Annotated in this window: 19 protein-coding genes and 2 tRNA genes; 13 read left to right on the top strand and 8 right to left on the bottom strand. The window is 69.9% G+C overall.

The window, feature by feature from the left end; translation table 11 throughout:
• The first annotated feature begins 24 nt into the window (after nt 1-24).
• Nucleotides 25-558, top strand: coding sequence for a GtrA family protein (locus tag VV01_RS00725; RefSeq protein ID WP_050668214.1), 534 nt, complete (start codon nt 25-27; stop codon nt 556-558).
• Nucleotides 559-775: 217 nt separating this feature from the next.
• On the opposite strand, the gene VV01_RS00720 is transcribed toward VV01_RS00725, so the two are convergent.
• Nucleotides 776-869 (bottom strand) — tRNA-Ser (locus tag VV01_RS00720).
• A gap of 288 nt (nt 870-1,157) precedes the next feature.
• Between VV01_RS00720 and VV01_RS00715 the strand changes: the two genes are divergently transcribed.
• Together VV01_RS00715 and VV01_RS00710 are read left to right on the top strand one after the other, a co-directional pair.
• Nucleotides 1,158-2,807, top strand: coding sequence for an LCP family glycopolymer transferase (locus tag VV01_RS00715; RefSeq protein WP_157508682.1), 1,650 nt, complete (start codon nt 1,158-1,160; stop codon nt 2,805-2,807).
• Between the two features lie 42 nt (nt 2,808-2,849).
• The gene (locus VV01_RS00710) at nt 2,850-4,757 is read left to right on the top strand and encodes a penicillin-binding transpeptidase domain-containing protein (protein ID WP_050668212.1); all 1,908 of its coding nucleotides are present in this window, start codon (nt 2,850-2,852) and stop codon (nt 4,755-4,757) included.
• 90 nt (nt 4,758-4,847) lie between these two features.
• Here the strand turns inward: VV01_RS00710 and VV01_RS00705 are convergent, their stop codons facing one another.
• The 3 genes from VV01_RS00705 to VV01_RS00695 form a co-directional block, all read right to left on the bottom strand.
• Complete coding sequence (locus tag VV01_RS00705; protein ID WP_050668211.1) at nt 4,848-5,051, bottom strand: cold-shock protein; 204 nt, start codon at nt 5,049-5,051, stop codon at nt 4,848-4,850.
• Nucleotides 5,052-5,384: 333 nt separating this feature from the next.
• Nucleotides 5,385-6,275, bottom strand: a complete 891-nt coding sequence (locus tag VV01_RS00700) for a coiled-coil domain-containing protein (RefSeq protein ID WP_050668210.1) — start codon at nt 6,273-6,275, stop codon at nt 5,385-5,387.
• Between the two features lie 527 nt (nt 6,276-6,802).
• Nucleotides 6,803-6,895 (bottom strand) — tRNA-Ser (locus tag VV01_RS00695).
• Nucleotides 6,896-7,031: 136 nt separating this feature from the next.
• On the opposite strand from VV01_RS00695, the gene VV01_RS22090 reads away from it, so the two are divergent.
• Together VV01_RS22090 and VV01_RS00685 are read left to right on the top strand one after the other, a co-directional pair.
• Nucleotides 7,032-7,358 carry a hypothetical protein gene (locus VV01_RS22090; protein ID WP_071606237.1) on the top strand — a complete coding sequence of 109 codons (327 nt, stop codon included), beginning with the start codon at nt 7,032-7,034 and terminating at the stop codon, nt 7,356-7,358.
• Between the two features lie 160 nt (nt 7,359-7,518).
• Entirely contained in the window at nt 7,519-7,794 is a 276-nt protein-coding gene (locus VV01_RS00685) for an HU family DNA-binding protein (RefSeq protein WP_050668209.1), read from the top strand.
• A 75-nt stretch (nt 7,795-7,869) separates the two neighbouring features.
• Here the strand turns inward: VV01_RS00685 and epsC are convergent, their stop codons facing one another.
• The 3 genes from epsC to VV01_RS00670 all read right to left on the bottom strand — a co-directional run bounded on the left by epsC (nt 7,870) and on the right by VV01_RS00670 (nt 11,090).
• The gene (epsC, locus tag VV01_RS00680; protein WP_050668208.1) at nt 7,870-8,496 is read right to left on the bottom strand and encodes a serine O-acetyltransferase EpsC; all 627 of its coding nucleotides are present in this window, start codon (nt 8,494-8,496) and stop codon (nt 7,870-7,872) included.
• A 4-nt stretch (nt 8,497-8,500) separates the two neighbouring features.
• The gene (cysK, locus tag VV01_RS00675; protein ID WP_050668207.1) at nt 8,501-9,430 is read right to left on the bottom strand and encodes a cysteine synthase A; all 930 of its coding nucleotides are present in this window, start codon (nt 9,428-9,430) and stop codon (nt 8,501-8,503) included.
• Between the two features lie 139 nt (nt 9,431-9,569).
• Complete coding sequence (locus VV01_RS00670) at nt 9,570-11,090, bottom strand: hypothetical protein (RefSeq protein WP_050668206.1); 1,521 nt, start codon at nt 11,088-11,090, stop codon at nt 9,570-9,572.
• Nucleotides 11,091-11,243: 153 nt separating this feature from the next.
• Between VV01_RS00670 and VV01_RS00665 the strand changes: the two genes are divergently transcribed.
• The 4 genes from VV01_RS00665 to VV01_RS23715 all read left to right on the top strand — a co-directional run bounded on the left by VV01_RS00665 (nt 11,244) and on the right by VV01_RS23715 (nt 14,494).
• The gene (locus VV01_RS00665; RefSeq protein WP_050668205.1) at nt 11,244-13,520 is read left to right on the top strand and encodes a (Fe-S)-binding protein; all 2,277 of its coding nucleotides are present in this window, start codon (nt 11,244-11,246) and stop codon (nt 13,518-13,520) included.
• Nucleotides 13,521-13,668: 148 nt separating this feature from the next.
• Entirely contained in the window at nt 13,669-13,824 is a 156-nt protein-coding gene (locus VV01_RS23110; RefSeq protein ID WP_157508681.1) for a hypothetical protein, read from the top strand.
• A 104-nt stretch (nt 13,825-13,928) separates the two neighbouring features.
• Complete coding sequence (locus tag VV01_RS00660; RefSeq protein ID WP_050668204.1) at nt 13,929-14,309, top strand: peptidoglycan-binding domain-containing protein; 381 nt, start codon at nt 13,929-13,931, stop codon at nt 14,307-14,309.
• A complete protein-coding gene (locus tag VV01_RS23715; protein WP_050668203.1) occupies nt 14,285-14,494 on the top strand; it encodes a peptidoglycan-binding domain-containing protein in 210 nt (69 codons plus the stop codon). Before VV01_RS00660 ends, VV01_RS23715 begins: the two co-directional genes overlap by 25 nt.
• A 49-nt stretch (nt 14,495-14,543) precedes the next feature.
• Here VV01_RS23715 and VV01_RS00650 read toward each other — a convergent pair whose 3' ends face one another.
• On the bottom strand, nt 14,544-15,152 hold the full coding sequence (locus tag VV01_RS00650) for a CGNR zinc finger domain-containing protein (protein WP_050668202.1): 609 nt from the start codon (nt 15,150-15,152) through the stop codon (nt 14,544-14,546).
• Nucleotides 15,153-15,237: 85 nt separating this feature from the next.
• On the opposite strand from VV01_RS00650, the gene VV01_RS00645 reads away from it, so the two are divergent.
• The 4 genes from VV01_RS00645 to VV01_RS00630 all read left to right on the top strand — a co-directional run bounded on the left by VV01_RS00645 (nt 15,238) and on the right by VV01_RS00630 (nt 18,439).
• Nucleotides 15,238-15,783, top strand: coding sequence for a hypothetical protein (locus VV01_RS00645; protein WP_050668201.1), 546 nt, complete (start codon nt 15,238-15,240; stop codon nt 15,781-15,783).
• Nucleotides 15,784-15,873: 90 nt separating this feature from the next.
• Nucleotides 15,874-16,215 (top strand): WXG100 family type VII secretion target, encoded by a 342-nt coding sequence (locus VV01_RS00640; protein ID WP_050668200.1) that lies wholly within the window; start codon nt 15,874-15,876, stop codon nt 16,213-16,215.
• Entirely contained in the window at nt 16,212-16,865 is a 654-nt protein-coding gene (locus tag VV01_RS00635; protein WP_157508680.1) for a hypothetical protein, read from the top strand. Before VV01_RS00640 ends, VV01_RS00635 begins: the two co-directional genes overlap by 4 nt.
• Nucleotides 16,862-18,439: an alpha/beta hydrolase family protein gene (locus VV01_RS00630; protein ID WP_050668198.1), complete on the top strand. Its 1,578-nt coding sequence runs from the start codon at nt 16,862-16,864 to the stop codon at nt 18,437-18,439. Before VV01_RS00635 ends, VV01_RS00630 begins: the two co-directional genes overlap by 4 nt.
• The last annotated feature ends 9 nt before the right edge of the window (nt 18,440-18,448 follow it).

Here is an 18,448-nt window from a genome sequence, read left to right as displayed (position 1 = left end):
GGCCGGGGTGAGGGAGGACCGACCGTGGCACGACTGGGCCAGACGCTGCGTGGGCGGCTCGGCGCCGAGATGGTCAAGTTCGCCGCCGTCGGCGTCGGCAGCACGCTCCTCAGCCTCGTGCTGTTCGTCGCGTTCGCCCACCTGACCACCCACCAGTGGGCCAACGCCCTCGCGCTGATCCTCAGCACCATCGCCAACACCGCGGTCAACCGCAGCTTCACGTTCGGCGTCCGCGGACGCGAAGGAGCCGTCCGCGTCCAGCTGCAGTCCCTGCTCCTGCTCGCGATCAGCTGGGGCCTCACCGCACTCGCACTCTGGGCGCTGCAGCAGATCGCGCCCGACGCCAGCACCTGGGTCGCGGCGGCCGTCTTCCTCGGCGGCAACGCGGTCGCCACGATCGTCCGGTTCTGGCTGCTGCGCCGCTGGTTCCGCCCGGGCGAACGGCCCGCGAGCCCTGACCACGGCCACGCCGAGAACGTCCTGGAGAGCCTCCCCTCGTCCGCGCACTGGGAGCGGTACGACGACGAGGCGGCGCCTGTGGACGACGCGCGTTCCTGAGGCGGTCGGCGTACGACGGCCGGGCGCGCTCGTACCGGGGCGTGCTCTGACGGGGCGTGCTCTGACGGGGCGGCGGAGGGAGCCGTCGCGAACGGGACCGCTCGTGCCTCGCGGGCCCGTTCGCTCCTCCCAAATCCCCCGTGCACACAGCAGAGATGAGAACGGGGCACAGCGCGCGCGGCCTTCGGCCGGTGCAGCTGTGCCCCGTTCTCATCTCTGGCGGAGGCGGAGGGATTTGAACCCTCGATGGGGTTGTAGCCCCAAACCCGCTTAGCAGGCGGGCGCCATAGACCTGACTAGGCGACGCCTCCAGATCAAGCGCAGGCAAGGCTACCTGTGCGGAGCGCCCCGACCAAACCGAGGGCGAAGCACTAGCAACCCGACCGGCGTACGCGACGTCCTCACAGTGTGACGAGCGGCCCAATCGCGTTCGGACTCCTGATATTTCGCTGAGTTCGCACCATCGTGCAGGTGAATCAGGGACGATGTTCGACGCGCGAGCGACCGTTCGCCACCCGACGTTTGATGACCCAGCACGCATAGGTCACGATGTGATGAAGCCCGACCGGGCGGACGACGACGTAGAGGATTTCTTGCCGATGACGAACAGTGCCCACGAGGCGCTTCGCCGTCAGCCACCGCCGCGCGGCCGTGGCCGGCGCGAGTCGCGCACCGAGCCGCTGACGCGCTCGGACATGCGCGGTCGTCGTTCGCAAGAGGTCCGTCGCGCCCTGCGCCTCACCGCCCTCAGCACCCTCTTCCCGGGGCTGGGCCTGGTGTTCACCCGGCGCCACCGCTTCGGTTTCCTGCTCCTCACCGGCGCCGCGCTCGTCGCGCTCGGCCTCGCCTATCTCGTCGCCAACGGCGGCGTCATCACCGCCGCCACCCGCCTGCTCACCCGCAACGGCCTGATCGCCCTGCTCGGGCTGTTCATGGTCGGCGGGATCCTGTGGGTCTTCGGCATCATGCTCACCGCCCGTGAGACCGCCCGACGCGGCTGGAGCACCGGCGCGCGATGGCTGCAGCGCTTCTTCACGCTCGCGATGTGCCTCGTCGTCGCCGTTCCGGCGGCGCGCGCCACCCAGTACGTCATCATCACCCAGGACACCTTCGGCTCGATCTTCCAGGACCGGTTCAACGGTCGCGGCGACAACGCGGTCAACCCCGGCAGCGGCGCCGACGCCTGGAAGGACGTGCCGCGGGTCAACATCCTGCTGCTCGGCTCGGACGCCGGCCTCGACCGCAAGGGCGTGCGCACCGACTCGATGATGGTCGCGAGCATCGACACCCGGACCGGCGACTCCGTCCTCATCAGCATCCCGCGCAACCTGCAGAACGTCCCCATCCCGGCCGACAACCCGCTCCACCAGGTCTGGCCCGACGGCTTCAACTGCGGCACCGACTGCATCATGGACGCCGTCTGGCAGCAGGCCGCGTCCGACCACGCCGACCTGTTCGGGTCCGATGAGAAGTACCCGGGCTGGAACACCACCCGCGAGGTCATCGGCGAGGTCACCGGCCTGCCGATCAACTACTCCGTCGTCATCAACCTGCAGGGCTTCCAGCAGCTGGTCGACGCGATGGGCGGCGTCACCATGACCGTCCCTGACGGCCCAACGGGCAAGGGCATCGCGATCGGGGGCTCGATCGACGAACGGACCCAACGGATCAAGCCCGGTTCCATCACCGGCTACGTCAAGCCCGGTCGCTACAAGCTCAACGGCCGCGAGGCGCTGTGGTACTCGCGCAGTCGCGCCGAGGACCCGCACGGCGACAACGGCCGCATGAAGCGCCAGCAGTGCATGGTCAACGCGCTCGTGTCGCAGACCAACCCCGTGCAGATGGTCGCGAAGTTCCCCGACATCATGTCCGTCGCCAAGGAGAACATCCTGCTCGACGTGCCCCAGAACGACCTGTCGGCCTTCGCCGACCTGGTCAACCTGATGAAGAAGGGGCACATGCGCAGCGTCCACCTCGGCAGCCCCGTCATCAACACGGGCAAGCCGGACTTCGACAAGATCCGGTCCCTGATCCAGCAGGCGATCACCGAACCGCCGACGCCTGCGCCCTCGTCCGGTGCGACTCCGGGTGCGTCCGACGGCGCGACCGGCTCCGACGAGAGCACCGCGTCACCGTCCGACGACGGGAGCACCTCCTCCGACGACGAGACCAGCAGCGACGAGTCGACGTCCGACACCAACGGTCCCTCGTCCAAGAAGGCGATCGAGAGCACGGCCGCTTCCTGCTGAGTCGTTCAGCGATCCGACAGCGGCGTGGGGTTGGATGTGGCCATGCCTCGATCAACCGTCCTGACCGCTACCGGCGCCGGCGTCCTCGTGGCCGCCGGCCTCGGCGGCTACATGCTCTGGGACCAGCACCAGCAGAGCTCCGAGAAGGACGACGCCGCCCGCGCTGCCGCGACGTCGTTCGCGACCGCCTGGCAGCAGCGCTCACTCGACCAGGCGTCGTACGTCGGGACCTCACCCAGCAGTGCCGCGCAGGACTTCAAGACCGCCACGAGCGCGCTCGGCAAGGGGCCGATCAAGGTCACCGTCGGCGAGGTCGAGCGCGACGGCTCGCAGGCCAGGGCCGACCTCAGCGTCAGCTGGACCCTCGCCGACGGCAAGCAGTTCTCCTGGACCGATCCGGTTCAGCTCGCCACCTCGGGCGACCGGTGGGGCGTCAAGGTCGGCGACCGGTCGCTGTGGCACCCCAAGCTCGGCGCCAACGACGCCTTCGCCGTCAACGAGAGCAGCAGCGCCACCCGCGGTGAGATCCTCGGCCGAGGCGGGGCCAAGATCATGGCCAACCAGACGGTGTACGACATCCGCATCGACCCGGTGAAGGCCACGTCCGACAGCGTCCAACAGCTCGAGCGGACGGTCGGCTCCGACCCGGGCAGCCTGACCCGCAAGCTCGACCAGGCCAAGAGCTCGGGCTCGCAGACCACGATCGCGGTCATCACCTACCGCGAGGCCGACTACGCGTCCCGGCGAGGCACGCTCGAGGGCCTCACCGGCGTCCTCGTGCACGAGCGCCAGCAGCCGCTCGCGCAGACCCGCACGTTCGGGCAGCCGCTGCTCGGCAGCGTCGGCCCGGTCACGGCCGAGATGGTCAAGCAGGACCCGCAGCGCTACCGCGCGGGCTCGTACGCCGGTGTGTCGGGTCTGCAGGCCGCCTACGACAAGACCCTCGCCCCCACCGGCGGGCTGAGCGTGTCGATCAAGGGCCGCCCCACCACGATTCTGTTCGGCCAGCAGCCCAAGAACGGTCAGAGCCTGCAGACCACGCTCGACCCCAAGGTGCAGAGCGCAGCCGAGGCGGCGCTGGCCAAGACCGGCACCACGCCGTCGGCGCTCGTGGCGATCGACGTCAAGACCGGCGACGTGCTCGCGGTCGCCAACTCGCCCGCCAACGGCATCAACCGCGCGCTGACCGGCCGCTACCAGCCGGGCTCGACGCTGAAGATCTCCTCGACGTACGCGCTGCTCACCCGAGGTTTCAACCCGAGCACCAAGGTGCCGTGCCCCGGCTCGATCACGGTCGACGGTCGGCGTATCGGTAACTTCGAGCAGGAGACCCTGCCCGACCCCACGTTCTACGAGGACTTCGCCCACTCGTGCAACACCGCTTTCGTGAAGGCCACGGCCGGGTTGCCGGCCAACGCCCTGCACGACGCGGCGTCCGCCCTCGGCGTCGGTCAGGACTGGTCCGGCACGCTCGGGGTCAAGGCGTTCACGGGTTCGGTGCCGGTCACCAACGGCCGCACCGACCAGGCGGCCGCGAGCTTCGGGCAGGCACGCACGCTCGCCTCGCCGCTGTCAGTTGCCGTGATGTCGGCCTCCGTGGCGCGCGGCTCGTACATCCCGCCGGCGCTGGTCACGGGCCAGGGCGGCGACCGTACCCCGAAGCCGCTGAACTCCGGCGCCGTCAGCCAGCTGCACACGATGATGCGCCAGGTCGTCACCGACGGCTCGGGCACGGTCATGCAGGGGACACCGGGCGGCGACGTCTACGCCAAGACGGGCACAGCCGAGTTCGACGAGAACGGCAAGCCCCTGGTCCGCGCCTGGCTCACCGGCTGGCAGGGCGACGTGGCGTTCGCGGTCCTGGTCGAGCAGGTTCAGATGGGTGAGACCGGCGGCACAGTGGCCGCTCCGGTCGCCAAGGACTTCCTCACCCGCCTCCAGGCCGGCTGAACCGGCTCCGAGCACAACGAAGCCCCGGCACCGTGACGGTGCCGGGGCTTCGTCTCGAGCCGATCAGGTCGGCCGATGAAGTCTGGACTCTCAGACCGGAGCGACGTTGGTCGCCTGCGGACCCTTGTCGCCCTGGGTGATCTCGAACTCGACACGCTGCGCCTCGTCCAGGCTGCGGTAGCCCTGGGTCTGGATCGCGGAGTAGTGGACGAACACGTCCGGGCCGCCACCATCCTGTGCGATGAAGCCGAAGCCCTTCTCAGCGTTGAACCACTTCACGGTTCCCTGTGCCATGGGGGTAACTCTCTATCTGTTGCTCTGGCGTTGCCGCCCCGCGTCGCGAGACGGCGGCTGCCGCTGGTCTTACCCCCAAAAAGCGTGAAATACGCCCACAACGCCGAGACGCCCGCATGCGAACACGAGCCCCTCATTGCTCTGAGAGAAACTGCAACTGCAACCGGGTATGACGTTAGCACGGTCCAGATGAACCGGACACAGATGAAAAGCGACGTAAATCTAGCCACATCCGTCACACCGACCAACGCCCGGTGACGATCGCTCGCGGCCCGACACGCTGACCGGCCTCAGGACGAGCCCGGACCGGCCGGCGTACGACGACGCGTGGGCTCAGCCCTTGGCTGCGCCGCTGGCGACAGGCTTCTGCTCGGCCTGGGAGTCGGTCTCGTCGGACGCGTCCTTGTCGGACACCTCGACATCGGCCGCCTTGAGCTGCGCGGACTTGGGCTCACGCGCCACCTCGGCGGTGAGCACGTCGTTGAGGCGGGCCAGCTCGGAGCGGACGTCGGACTGCAGGCCGCCCAGACGCGCGAGCTCCTGAGTCGCCTGGTCGCGCTGCCGACGGATGTCGGTCTCGGCGCGCTGGCGGGTCTCGTCGGCCGACGCCTCGGCCTCCTTGCGCAGGCGCACGGCAGCCTGCTCGGCGGCGGTGTGCATGTGCTCGGCCTGCTGACGCGCGGCGGCGAGCTGGTCGGCGATCTGCTGCTCGCGCTCCTGCAGCTCGGCCTGTCGCTGCGAGGCCTGCTGCTCGAGCAGGGACGCCCGAGCGATCAGCGACTGCTCGATGTCGTGGCGGTGCTTCTCGGCGTCCGTACGAGCCTTCTCCAGGATCGCCGAGGACTCGCGGCTCGCACTGTTGCGCATCTCGGTCGCCTCCTGCTCGGCGAGACGCAGGAGCTTCTCGGCGCGGAAGCCGAAGCTGTCCTCGGGAACCGTCGGCTCGCCACCGGCGGTGCGAGCGCGCAGCTCACGCAGCTCGGTGGCCGTGCGCTCGGCGGACTCCGCCGTGACCTGGTGCTGACGGTTGGCCTCGGCCAGCCGCACCTTCAGGCGAGTGATCTCCTTGTTGCGCGCCGACAGCGCGTCATCCACCTGGCGGCGGTCGTACCCGCGCAGCACCGTGTCGAAGATCTGGTCGTTCTGGCCCTCGTCACGCTGCGGGACCGGGCCGGTGCCCGTCGCGTCGGAGGACTTGCCGTTCGAGGTGGCCTCGTTAGCCACGGATCACTTCCTCTACTCCAGGACACGCCGCGACCAGGGGAGCCGACGCGGCACATCAGTGATCGTGTCCGGTCAGGCACGGCCGGCCACGCAGGGGACCCACTGGTGAGCGGGAGGTCATGCATGTTGGGAGGGTGGCGGACGAGTGCGGGGCGCATCGAGACGCCGAGGCCTGAGCCTGGGGAAGGTGTCTCGCGGTCGCGCCGTCCTCGAACCGCTGCACGGGCAAGCGTATCCGCCAGCACGCCCCGACATGCCGATAGTCCGTAAGGCGATTGGCCCTGATGACGTGGTGTACGCCACCCGGTGGCCGGCGGACCTCGTGCTCGGCGGCGGAGGTCGGTGGAATCGCCCACCGTGGGTCACACCGCGAGCTGCTCGTCGCAGTGGGTCACACCGACCGCGAACAACGCTCCAGGGACCTCGCTGCGCTCGATGGCGGAGGGCGTGGGAACCGTCGTCCTCGCTCGTTCCTCACGAGGACTCCTCCCTCATGAGCGGCCCTCAGGGGACCTCGCTGCGCTCGATGGCGGAGGGCGTGGGATTCGAACCCACGAAGCCGGGGTAACCGACTTAGCGGTTTTCAAGACCGCCGCACTAGGCCACTATGCGAGCCCTCCCCTGCCCGCGGGACGGGCAAGCCCGCCCATCGTAGACGCGTCCTGCCGGGAGCCCGACGCCTCGTCCGACGTCACCGGGTGCCGCGGGCTGTGGGTGGGCCGTTGTTAGTGTCGGGCCCAACGAGAGGAGCACGACATGGGAAAGCTGTCATTCCTGGTCGGGCTCGGCGCGGGGTACGTCCTCGGCGCCCGGGCCGGCAAGCAACGGTACGAGCAGATCAAGACCCAGGCCGGCAAGGTCTGGGAGAACCCGTCCGTGCAGAGCAAGGTCGGCGACGTGACGGAGCAGGTCAAGGCCAAGGCGCCGGCAGCGAAGTCGGCGGCCGGCTCGGCAGCGACCAAGGCTGCCTCGAAGGTCGGCCTGACCGACGCGGGCGAGTCCGGCGCAAGTGGACGCCACAGCAGTACGGATCCTGCAGCGCCGAGCTCGCCACCGGCCAACGGGCCGCAGACCCTCCCCTGACCCAGCCCCCGGCGTACTGTGTGCCGGGATCGCACGGGCAGAAACCGCGACACGACGCGGAATTTTGTCGCGTGCCGACGCGAAATCTGCGTCGATCTGCCGTAGTTTCAAACCCGAGCCACCAGTGGCTCACCGTTCAACCTTTAGGACAGGACCTTTCATGAACCGCACTGACCTCGCCAGCACCATCGCCCAGCGCACGGGTGTCAGCGTCAAGGACGCCAACACCGTGATCACGGGCCTCAACGACGTCATCCTCGAGGCCGTCGGCCGCGGCGAGAAGATCCAGCTGCCGGGCCTGCTCACCATCGAGGTCGTCGACCGCGCCGCGCGCACCGGTCGCAACCCGCAGACCGGTGAGGAGATCCAGATCGCTGCGTCGAAGGCCGCCAAGGTCACCGCCGGCAGCAAGCTCAAGGCTGCCGCCAAGGGCTGACCTGCCCCCTGCACCACACGAACGGCCCGCACCCTGCGAGGGTGCGGGCCGTTCGTCGTACGCCGGTCGGTCGGCTCAGATGAGCAGCGCCGGGTCGGCGTAGGGGTCGTACTGCGGCTCGGGGAACCGCACCTTGGCCGGGATGCCGGTCGCGACCGACTGCGGCGGGACGTCCTTGACGACCACCGCGTTGGCCCCGATCTGCGCGCGGTCCCCGATACGGACCGGCCCGAGGATGCGGGCGCCGGCGCCGATCGTCACCCCGTCACCGACCGTGGGGTGCCGCTTGATGCGCTGCAACGACCGGCCGCCGAGCGTGACGCCGTGGTAGAGCATCACGTCGTCGCCGACCTCGGCGGTCTCGCCGATGACGACACCCATGCCGTGGTCGATGAAGAACCGCTCGCCGATGGTGGCTCCGGGATGGATCTCGACGCCGGTGATCGCACGCGAGGCCTGCGACACCAGGCGAGCGGGCAGCCGCCACCGGCCGCCCTGCTTCCACATCCGATGAGCCACACGGTGCGACCAGATCGCGTGCAGACCCGGAGAGGCGAGGGCCATCTCGAGGCGCGACTCGACCGCGGGGTCGCGGGCGATCGCCGCGTCGAGGTCGGCCCGGACGGAGGCGACCGCGCGGCGTACGGACTGGGTCACCCGCTTGCGCGGGACCCCTCCGGTCAGCAGCGCGTCAGCTCCCATGACGTCAGTCAACCAGGCCCTCGAACAGGATCGTGGACAGGTAGCGCTCACCGAAGGACGGGATGATCACGACGATGGTCTTGCCGGCGTTCTCGGGGCGACGCGCGACCTGGTCGGCGGCGGCGAGGGCAGCACCCGAGGAGATGCCGACGAGCAGGCCCTCGTCGGTGGCGGCCTTGCGGGCCCACTCGACGGCGGTGCCGGCGTTGATGTCGATGACCTCGTCGTAGACCTCACGGTCGAGGATGTCGGGGACGAAGTTGGCGCCGAGGCCCTGGATCTTGTGCGGGCCGGGCTCGCCACCGTTGAGGATGGCCGACTCCTCGGGCTCGACGGCGATGATCTGCACGTCGGGCTTGCGCGACTTCAGGACCTGGCCGACACCGGTGATGGTGCCGCCGGTGCCGATGCCGGAGACGAGGATGTCGACCTGGCCGTCGGTGTCCTTCCAGATCTCCTCGGCCGTGGTCTGACGGTGGATCTCGGGGTTGGCCTCGTTGGCGAACTGGCGGGCCAGGATCGCGCCCTCACGCTCGGCGGCGATCTCGTTGGCCTTGTCGACCGCACCCTTCATGCCCTTGGCGCCCTCGGTGAGGACGAGCTCGGCGCCGTACGCCTTGAGCAGTGCGCGACGCTCCTTGGACATGGTCTCGGGCATCGCCAGGACGACGTTGTAGCCCTTGGCCGCACCGACGAACGCGAGCGCGATGCCGGTGTTGCCCGACGTCGCCTCGACGATCGTGCCGCCCGGCTTGAGCTCGCCGGAGTCCTCGGCGGCCTTGATGATGGCCGCGCCGATGCGGTCCTTGACCGAGGCGGCCGGGTTGCTGAACTCCAGCTTGGCGGCCACAGTCGCGTCGGACTCGATGATCCGGTTGATGCGGACCAGGGGCGTGTTGCCGATGGCCTGGGTGACGTCGTCGAGGATGGGCACTGCTACCGCCTTCGGTTGGTTTCGGTCGTCGTCCGCGTGTCACCAGGGCAGCGCGGGCTCACTTATGTCTATTCCAACAGGCGGTTATTGATACTGCAACCGATGCCCAGCAGTCGAACGTCGTACGCCGACAGCCGGCTCAGCGGTTCAGCTCACCGACGTAGAGGTCGGGTACGAACGCGCCGAGCGCAGACTGCAGCTCGCTCCGAAGGTCCTCGGGGTCGCGCCCACCGCGCACGGGGCACAGGTGTGTGAACGGCGGCACCTCGTCCCAGGCCTGGTAGGACACATCGGCTCCGGCCTCGTGCCGCGGAGCCGCGACCGCGATCCCCACGGGCGCCTTGGCGTCACCCGGTGCACCACTGAGGGTGATGGCCACAGCGGCGATCTCGTCCCAGCCGAACCGCCAGCCACCCGCATGAGTGAGGCGCATGCCGTCCGAGTCGATGACGATCCGTCGGGTCAGGTCGAAGAACAGCGTCACCAGGCCCGCTACACCGATCAGCAGGAAGACCAGCCCGAGTGCACCCCCGACCAGTCGTGCCGCGAGGGGGTTGTCGACGAAGGCGGACGCATACATCACGAGCACGCCCAACGCGAAGACCGGGACGACCACGGCGCCGACCTTGAGCTGAAGGCTGCGAGACGACGTGCGCACCGTGCGGGCCGAGACGCCGGACGGCCTCACCTGAGGCGCGGGCGTCGGGATCCGAACGGCAGGCGATGCCTGCGGGACCGCAGGACCGAGGTCCGCAGAGCGTGCGAGCAGGTCCGGCGCGAACGCTCGTACGAGGTCGGTGACCTCGCGCTCGACCTCGGCCGGGTCGCGTTCGGCAGCGATGTCGTAGGCATGCGTGAAGGGCGGCTCGTCAGTGACGACCACGGCGCCCGTGGCCAGCCGCGGGTCCGCCAGCGCCAGGAGCAGCCGGACGGGCGCCCCCGCTGCATCGCCGCCGGTTACCGCGATGCCGCGCAGCTCGCTCCAGCGCAGCCCCCAGCGGTCATGCCCGGTCGTGCGCAAGCCCTCGACCTCACCGATCAGGCGAACCGCTGCGCCCGCCTCGGGATCGGCGACGAGCTCGATCGTGCGGCGCGGCAGGTCGAGCGGCCGCATCCGAGGGTCGGGCGTCGGCAGGACGTACGCCGGCGCCGCCTCGACCGAACGGGCCGCCGCGGCGGGCGGCGCGACCTCGTACGCCGGGGGTGCGACGTCGGCGTACGGCTGCGGTGTGGCCGTGGGCGTGGCGGGCCAGGTCGATGACGGCTGGACGTCGCGCACCGCCTCCCACCGTCCTCCGCCGACCTCGACGACATCGAGCGGCGGCCGGCTGTGCAGCCACAGCAGGCCGAGCAGGCCCGTCGGGAACGCGAGCACGGCGAACCACTCGCTGACCTCCAGCAGGACGCCGATCGCCACGAAGACACCGATGCCCACCAGCCAGCTCCAGCCCGGGATGTCACGCGGCCGGCGGAGCTCTCGAAGCCCGATCAGGAGTGAGGTTGCCATGGCGATCACTCCGACCCAGGGGACGGCGCCGGACGGGAGGCCGACTGCGACGCTCACGGCCACCACGCCCATCGCGAGCAGCAGGTAAGGCCCGAGGTAGGGCAGCCCCAGGTGATGGCGACCCTTCGGACGGAAGTACGGGTGCGGTCTCATCGACTCCCCTTGTCGTGGGCCTTGCCGTGGGTCGGCGCGACGGCCGGGGCAGAGCGTACTGACGCCGTCACGCGTCGCCCTGTGACGAGACAGAAGTGGCAAAGGTTCGCCTCAGCAGTTACCGGTGGGTAACAACTGGTTAGACTGCCGTCCATGTCAGCACTGCAGATCGTCGCGGCGGTCATCACCCTCGGCATCACGCTCGTCGGCATCGTGATGACGGCGCGCGCCGTGCCCCAGATCATGTCCGGTTTCCGCCTCGGCCAGGCCGACAAGTCGCGTGGCGATGCCAAGGGCAAGCGCACCGTGACGATGCTGCGCGAGATCTTCGGCCACACGCGCATGTCACGGCTGCCGATCGTCGCCATCGCCCACTGGGTGACGATGGTGTCGTTCATGCTCCTGTCGTTGGCGGTGCTGCAGTCCTACTTCCAGGTCTGGGACCCGACCTTCGCGCTGCCGATCATCGGCCACTTCTTCCTGTGGGGCTGGGTCAACGAGATCCTCGGCTGGACCGGCATCGTCGGCATCCTGTGGCTCATCTGGAACCGCTACAAGAACCACCCGGGCCGCAACGACAGCCCGCAGGGCCGCTACTCCCGCTTCTTCGGCTCGACGTTCTGGCAGGCCTACTTCGTCGAGCTCGTCATCGCGATCGAGATCTTCTGCGTCGTCACGCTGCGCGGCCTGGAGTACGCCCTCGACAAGACCGGCGACGGTGAGCACGCCGACCTGCTGCACTTCCCGCTGACCGCGTGGTTCGGCGAGTGGTTCACCGACCTGGGCCGCGACGGCATCAAGCAGTTCATCGTCGTGATCTCGACGATCAAGATCGTCACCGCGATGGTCTGGCTGATCACCATCTGCAGCAACATCACGATGGGTGTCGCCTGGCACCGCTTCCTGGCGTTCTTCAACATCTTCTTCAAGCGCAACGCCGACGGCAAGACCGCTCTCGGCCCGCTGAAGCCCATGCAGATCGAGGGCCAGCCGGTCGACTTCGACAACCTCGACGAGCTCATGGAGGACGAGGACGACGTCAAGCTCGGCGTCGGCAAGGTCGAGGACTTCACCTGGAAGGGCCTGCTCGACTTCTCGACCTGCACCGAGTGCGGTCGTTGCCAGTCGCAGTGCCCCGCCTGGAACACCGAGAAGCCGCTGTCGCCCAAGCTGCTGATGATGACGCTGCGTGAGAACGCCGCCGCGCGCGCTCCGTACATGAAGGCCGCCCAGGCCGGCAACGCCCCCGAGGAGGCCCCGGCCGCCGTCACGACCGCCCTCATCGGCGACACGTCGTACGACCTGATGGCGCCGCTGACCGCGTACAACCCGCACGGCCCGGACGCGGTCATCGACCAGGACGTCCTGTGGTCCTGTACGACGTGCGGCGCCTGCGTCGAGCAGTGTCCGGTCGACATCGAGCACGTCGACCACATCGTCGACATGCGCCGCTACCAGGTGCTCATCGAGTCGGCCTTCCCGAGCGAGCTCGGCGGTCTGTTCAAGAACCTCGAGAACAAGCAGAACCCGTGGGGCATGTCGGCTCGCGCCCGTCTCGACTGGGCCAAGGACCTGCCGTTCGACGTCAAGGTGATCGGCTCGGACATCGAGTCGGCCGACGAGGTCGAGTGGCTGTTCTGGGTCGGCTGCGCGGGCGCGTACGAGGACCGTGCCAAGAAGACCACGCGTGCGGTGGCCGAGCTGCTGCACACCGCGGGCGTCGAGTTCGCGGTCCTCGGTGACGGCGAGACCTGCACCGGTGACCCGGCTCGCCGCGCCGGCAACGAGATGCTCTTCCAGATGCTGGCGTCGCAGAACGTCGAGGTGCTCAACGAGTCCAAGGCCAAGAAGATCGTCGTCACCTGCGCGCACTGCTTCAACACGATCAAGAACGAGTACCCGCAGCTCGGCGGCGAGTACGAGGTCGTGCACCACACGCAGCTGCTCAACCGCCTCGTCCGCGAGAAGAAGCTCGTGCCGGTGGCCCGTCCCGACGAGGCCGACACCTCGGGTGCCGCCTCGACCGCGAGCTCGGTGACCTACCACGACCCGTGCTACCTCGGTCGCCACAACGGCGTCTACGCCCCGCCGCGCGAGCTCATCGGCGCGCTGCCCGGCGTCGAGTACAAGGAGATGGAGCGCTCCGGCGAGAAGTCCTTCTGCTGCGGCGCCGGCGGTGCCCGCATGTGGATGGAGGAGAAGCTCGGCTCGCGCATCAACCTCAACCGCACCGACGAGGCCGTCGCCACCGGCGCCGACCGCATCGCCATCGGCTGCCCGTTCTGCCGCGTGATGATGACCGACGGCCTGACCGCCAAGCAGTCCGACGGCGAGGCCCGCGAAGAGGTCGAGGTCGTCGACGTCGCCAACATGCTGCTGGCGGCCATCCGCCGCGGCGAGGACAAGGAGCCGGCCACCGCCGACGCCTGATCCGCCGACCGTTCGAAGGCCCGCCGCGTACGCCGTGGCGGGCCTTCGGCGTACCCGGTGGTCGTCGGTGACAACCCGACCACCGGGTCAGGCGTCCTGACAGTGGTCCCGGCACCGCGCCCCGACCCACCGCGACGAGAGGCATCCGATGAACACCGACGTTCGGCAGCGCACGCTCCAGGCCGGCTCGTTCGCGGCCACCGCCATGCTCGGTCTCGGCGTGCCGGCCACTCCCGGCCACGGCTCGCCCGACACCGACGCCCGCGATGCTCACCTCACCACCTGGCACGCCCTGCAGGGCTGAGGACAACCCCGACGTCCGCTGAGACGTCCCTGTGACGGAGCCGTCTGCACCCGCAGACAGCCCACGCGGCACTGGGGAGTGCCGCTCGTCCTTGGGGAGGAACCATGAATCACCACATCACTCGACGCACCTTGCTCGCCGGCACGGCCGCGGGATCAGCGGCTGTCGTGCTCGGTGTCGCAGGCGCTGGTGCGGCGCACGCCGACGACCCGGCGTACCCGCAGCTGCGGCTCGGGTCGGTCGAGAGCACGTACAAACCGGTGCGCACGGTGCAGTACCTCCTGCGCCGCTGGGTTCCATCACTCGCGGTCGACGGATCGTTCGGCTACGGCACGCAGGCCGCGGTCAAGCGGTTCCAGTCGGCCGAGCGGCTGCCCATCACCGGCAGGCTGTCGACCACCACCGAGTGGTACAGGCTGCTGCTGCGCAGCAGGTGCGCTACGGGTCACGTGGCAACGCGGTGGTCGCGCTGCAGATCAAGCTGAACCAGACCATCTCGCCACCCGCACAGCGACTCGTCGTCGACGGGAGCTTCGGGACGAAGACGACCAACGCGGTGAAGATCTTCCAGCAGATGGTCAACGACAACACCGGCTACCCGAACCTGCGGGTCGACGGGGTCGCCGGGCCGGCGACCTGGCACGCGCTGCTCCCGGCCACCGACATCTGACCGTACGAGCACGGCGGTCGGCCGAGCGCTCCCGGCGCCGGCCGACCGCTCACTCGCGGGAGCGGGCGGCGTACGACGCCTGCTTGGCCCGGTTGCCGCACACCGCCATCTGGCACCACCGCCGCTTGCCTGACCCGAGGAAGAGCCATCCGCAGCCCGCGCCCGGACACGCGCGCACGGCTGCGACCCGATCGGAGGTCAGCACCTCCGTCGCGGCGAGGACGAACAGGTCGAGCGGCTCACCCAGGGTGGGCCGAGTCGGGTGGGCCCAGGAGGCGCCCTCGTCCGAGCGGACCAGCACCTGACGAGACCGGCCCGACGCCGCCGCGTCCGCGACCCTGCCGAAGGCTGCGCCGGTCGCCCGACCGGTGAGTGCGGCGTACAGGTCGGTGCGCAGCGAGCGCGTCTCCTCGAGTACGCCGTGGGCCTCGTCAGGATGACGAGCTGCCTTGCGCTGCAGGGCGTTCGAGCGCTCGTCGGACATGATTCCGAGCGATGCGGCCAGCACGGGCAGGTAGGTGTAGTCGCGCAGGTACTCGTGCCGGTCGTCGTGCGCCTCGCCCCAGCCGGCCCACGTGTTGCACAGCTCGAGGCCGGGGTGCCCGGCGAGCGGCTTGGGCAGCACTCGGCCGTCGACCGTCGTCCACCAGGTCGCCATCGTGACCCCTCACTCTTGACCGCCCGCAGCCTAACCGCTTGAGTTGCCTAACCAGTTATTCATGTTTTTGGGTTAGGAGATCGCCATGATCACTCGCACACTCGTCGGCGTACTCGCGGCGGCGGCCGCCGGCGCCACCGTGCTCGCGCCGACTCCGACCGCCACCGCCGACTCCGGCTGGCACGCCGTCCACGAGTCGTGGCAGCCCTACGTCGAGAGCAACCTCCACCTGCCCGCGGCGAGGTACTGCGGCACGTTCGACATGACGCTGCACGCGATCTCGCAGGACATCAAGGTCAAGGCGCTGACGCGATGGGACGACGGCACGCCCAGGACCGAGGTCTACACCGGACCGTTGCTGACACGGGCGACGAACGAGACCAGCGGGTCACATGTCGACCTCGACCTCAGTGGGCGCGCTGAGGTGCTCTACCGCGCGGACGGCTCCATGGCCACCTACGGGACCGAGGGGCCTGTCGGCATCGGGTGGGGCGCTGGCAGCGGGCCGGACCTGCCGCAGGGCTACTACCGGTTCACCGGCCACCACGTCATCGAGTTCCAGCCCGACGGGTCCAAGAGCCTGGTGGTGCGCGAGGGCACCGAGACGGAGGTGTGCGCGCTCGTGGACTGACGTCCACATCCCCTGTGGCACAACGGAACTCGTCCACAGCCGCTGCCCTCGGGCGTGCGCCACCGACCTGCCGGCGACAGGCTCGGACGCATGACCGATGACCCCCAGCAGATCCGTGACGCGGCACGCACCGTCGAGCGCCTGGCTCGCGATGCACGGTCGGCGCAGCGCGGCCTTATCCGCGCCGGGTGCTCCTCCTGGAAGGGTGTCGGCGCTGATCGCTACCGCACCCGGCTCCACGACCGCGCTCGCGAGTTCGGTTCGCGTGCAGACGATCTCGACGAGCTCGCGCGTCGCCTGACCGCTCATGCGTCCGCCGTCGAGAGGCATGAGCGCACCCTCAGCAGGCTGGTACCGCGGCCGCACGGGATGGACCTCGACGGGGTCGTCGACGCGGCCCGCTCGTGGCAGTCCGCGGCGGTACGGTCATGAGCGCCGTGCGTCGTACGACGCTGCGCTCCCCCGACGACCACGCTCGCGCACAGGTCGAGCTCGACGCACTGCGCGACGCGCCCGCCCACGTCCAGGTCGTCGTACGCCGACCCGATCACGTGCTGTGGTGCCGTGCGGCGGTCGCCGGTCCCGGATTCGTCGCGTCGTGCGTCCTGGTCGACGAGGCGGACGGCTCCACCGTGACCGTCGTGGCATCGGGTGCCCTGGAGCACCTCGTGGACACGCTCTGGGAGCTGATCCCCGAGACGTCCGTCAGCGGTCGCCCAGCCGGCTGGGGGCGAGAGCCGGTGGCGGTCGAGGACGTCGCACTGCTCGCCGACGGCGTACGCCACGGCGACGTCGCCGCGCTCGACGTCGCCCTCGACATCACCGGCCACGGTGCGATGCCCGAGTGGGTGCGCGAGGCGGCGTACGGGATGCATACCGTGCTCATGATCGGTCTGTCGTCGACCGGCTCCGATGTGGTGATCCGCCACGCACAGCTCATGCCGAGCGGGTGGTTCGAGATGTCACTCGGCGACGACGGCCTCGCCCGCGTCGAACCTCTCGGCAGCACCGACCTGCGCCACGCGCTCCTGAACGCGTGCACCTCGATGGTCGTCTCCGGCGCAATCAGGACTGCGGCATGAGCACCATCCGCACCGCGGGCGCACCACCCGAGACACGCGTCGCCCCGCCTCAGTTCTCCGGTGGCGCCCTGTCCTACGAGGCGCGTGCCGACGACCTGCGTACGACGGGATCCTCTCTCGACCGCTCCGGCGACGCTGCCCGCCACGTCGCCGGCGGCGTCGTCCGCATGAGCGCCCACCTCCCTCACAAGAGCGCTCTGATCGCTCCGCGCACCGGCGCCCGGGTCGCCCAGCAGGTGACGGCCCTGACGCTCGGCCGACAGGCGCTTCCCGCCCTCGCGCTGCGGCTGGAGGTCACCGGACGCGGCCTCCGCCTGGCCGCCGGCACCTACGAGCGCGCCGAGCAGACCGTCGAGCGGATGCTCACGGCTGGTCGCGAGGCTGCGCTCACCCGCTTCGGCGGCGTCGCGGTCGGAGGCACACTCATCCTGGCGCTCGGCGAACGGGCACCGGTCGTTCTCACGCTGCTCGCGGTCGGCCGCCCGCAGGCCGCCGGCCGCGTCACCCTGCAGGCCCTCAACGGCACGGCGTACGAGCACCCCTGGCTCACGGATGCCACCATCGGCGCCGCGCGGGCACCGCTCGGCAACGACGCGATCTCGCTGGAGTCACAGATCGCCGTCCTGCTCGCAGCTGCCCAAGGCGTCGGGCTGCTCACCGACAACACTCCGATCATCGCGCGACCGGTCCCGCCGCCGACGACCGATGCAGCCCGCGCACGCGAAGCCCGCGCAGCAACCGCACCACCGCGCGATCTCGCGGGCCTCGTGAGCGCGCAGGCCAAGGTCGAGAGCCCGTCTGCCCAGATCGACGGTGTCGGGCGCGTGCGTGTCCAGCGGGTCGTCGACCGCAGCGGAGGTGGTCGTTGGATCGTGACGATCCCGGGGACCCAGTCCTGGGACCCGATCGGTGGGCGCAACGCCTCCAATGCCGCTGCCAACGTCCTGCTCGCCGCTCAGAAGAGCACGCGGCTCGACGCAGCAGTCCGCCAGGCGATCACGTCGGCGATGGGCCAGGCGGGAGTGCGGCCCGGCGCAGAGCCGATCATGCTCAGCGGGCACAGCCAGGGTGGGCTGGTCGCCGCCAAGCTCGCGACGGACGAGTCGTTCCGCAGGACGTTCGGCGCACCGGCCGTGGTCACCTCAGGCTCGCCGATCTCTCGCTACGCCTTCCCCGACGACGTCGCAGTGCTGTCCTTGGAGCACCGGACCGACCCGGTGCCGCGCCTCGACGCCGCGCCCGATCCCGACCGGGCCAACCGTCTGCGCGTCGTGCTCGACCCGACCATGAACACCGACGGCAGGCCCGGCGACGAGTGGGTCGCCCCCGGACACCCCGTCCCAGCGGGCAGCAGCGCCCAGCCGGACACACCCATCGAGACGCACAACGGCGCCCGCTACGCCGCGTCGGCGCAGGCCCAGCTCGGACGTGACAGCACCAACCCGGCTCTGCAGCGCTGGTACGCCGACCACGAGGGCTTCCTGACCGGTCAGGTGAGCGGGACGTACGACTTCACGCTCGAGCGTGAAGACACCTCCGTCACCGCGGGGACCCCCTCCTCGTCCCCGCGGTGATGAGCGGTG

This window comes from Luteipulveratus halotolerans (assembly GCF_001247745.1).
Lineage (GTDB): Bacteria > Actinomycetota > Actinomycetes > Actinomycetales > Dermatophilaceae > Luteipulveratus > Luteipulveratus halotolerans.
This window is presented reverse-complemented; position numbering and strand designations above follow the sequence as displayed.

Excerpts from the sequence above, each read along its gene's own strand:
- VV01_RS00715 (WP_157508682.1), top strand. The coding sequence starts at position 1,158 with ATGACGAACAGTGCCCACGAGGCGCTTCGCCGTCAGCCACCGCCGCGC.
- VV01_RS00710 (WP_050668212.1), top strand. The coding sequence starts at position 2,850 with ATGCCTCGATCAACCGTCCTGACCGCTACCGGCGCCGGCGTCCTCGTG.
- VV01_RS00705 (WP_050668211.1), bottom strand. The coding sequence starts at position 5,051 with ATGGCACAGGGAACCGTGAAGTGGTTCAACGCTGAGAAGGGCTTCGGC.
- VV01_RS22090 (WP_071606237.1), top strand. The coding sequence starts at position 7,032 with ATGGGAAAGCTGTCATTCCTGGTCGGGCTCGGCGCGGGGTACGTCCTC.
- VV01_RS00685 (WP_050668209.1), top strand. The coding sequence starts at position 7,519 with ATGAACCGCACTGACCTCGCCAGCACCATCGCCCAGCGCACGGGTGTC.
- epsC (WP_050668208.1), bottom strand. The coding sequence starts at position 8,496 with ATGGGAGCTGACGCGCTGCTGACCGGAGGGGTCCCGCGCAAGCGGGTG.
- VV01_RS00670 (WP_050668206.1), bottom strand. The coding sequence starts at position 11,090 with ATGAGACCGCACCCGTACTTCCGTCCGAAGGGTCGCCATCACCTGGGG.
- VV01_RS00665 (WP_050668205.1), top strand. The coding sequence starts at position 11,244 with ATGTCAGCACTGCAGATCGTCGCGGCGGTCATCACCCTCGGCATCACG.
- VV01_RS23110 (WP_157508681.1), top strand. The coding sequence starts at position 13,669 with ATGAACACCGACGTTCGGCAGCGCACGCTCCAGGCCGGCTCGTTCGCG.
- VV01_RS00660 (WP_050668204.1), top strand. The coding sequence starts at position 13,929 with ATGAATCACCACATCACTCGACGCACCTTGCTCGCCGGCACGGCCGCG.
- VV01_RS00650 (WP_050668202.1), bottom strand. The coding sequence starts at position 15,152 with ATGGCGACCTGGTGGACGACGGTCGACGGCCGAGTGCTGCCCAAGCCG.
- VV01_RS00645 (WP_050668201.1), top strand. The coding sequence starts at position 15,238 with ATGATCACTCGCACACTCGTCGGCGTACTCGCGGCGGCGGCCGCCGGC.
- VV01_RS00640 (WP_050668200.1), top strand. The coding sequence starts at position 15,874 with ATGACCGATGACCCCCAGCAGATCCGTGACGCGGCACGCACCGTCGAG.
- VV01_RS00635 (WP_157508680.1), top strand. The coding sequence starts at position 16,212 with ATGAGCGCCGTGCGTCGTACGACGCTGCGCTCCCCCGACGACCACGCT.
- VV01_RS00630 (WP_050668198.1), top strand. The coding sequence starts at position 16,862 with ATGAGCACCATCCGCACCGCGGGCGCACCACCCGAGACACGCGTCGCC.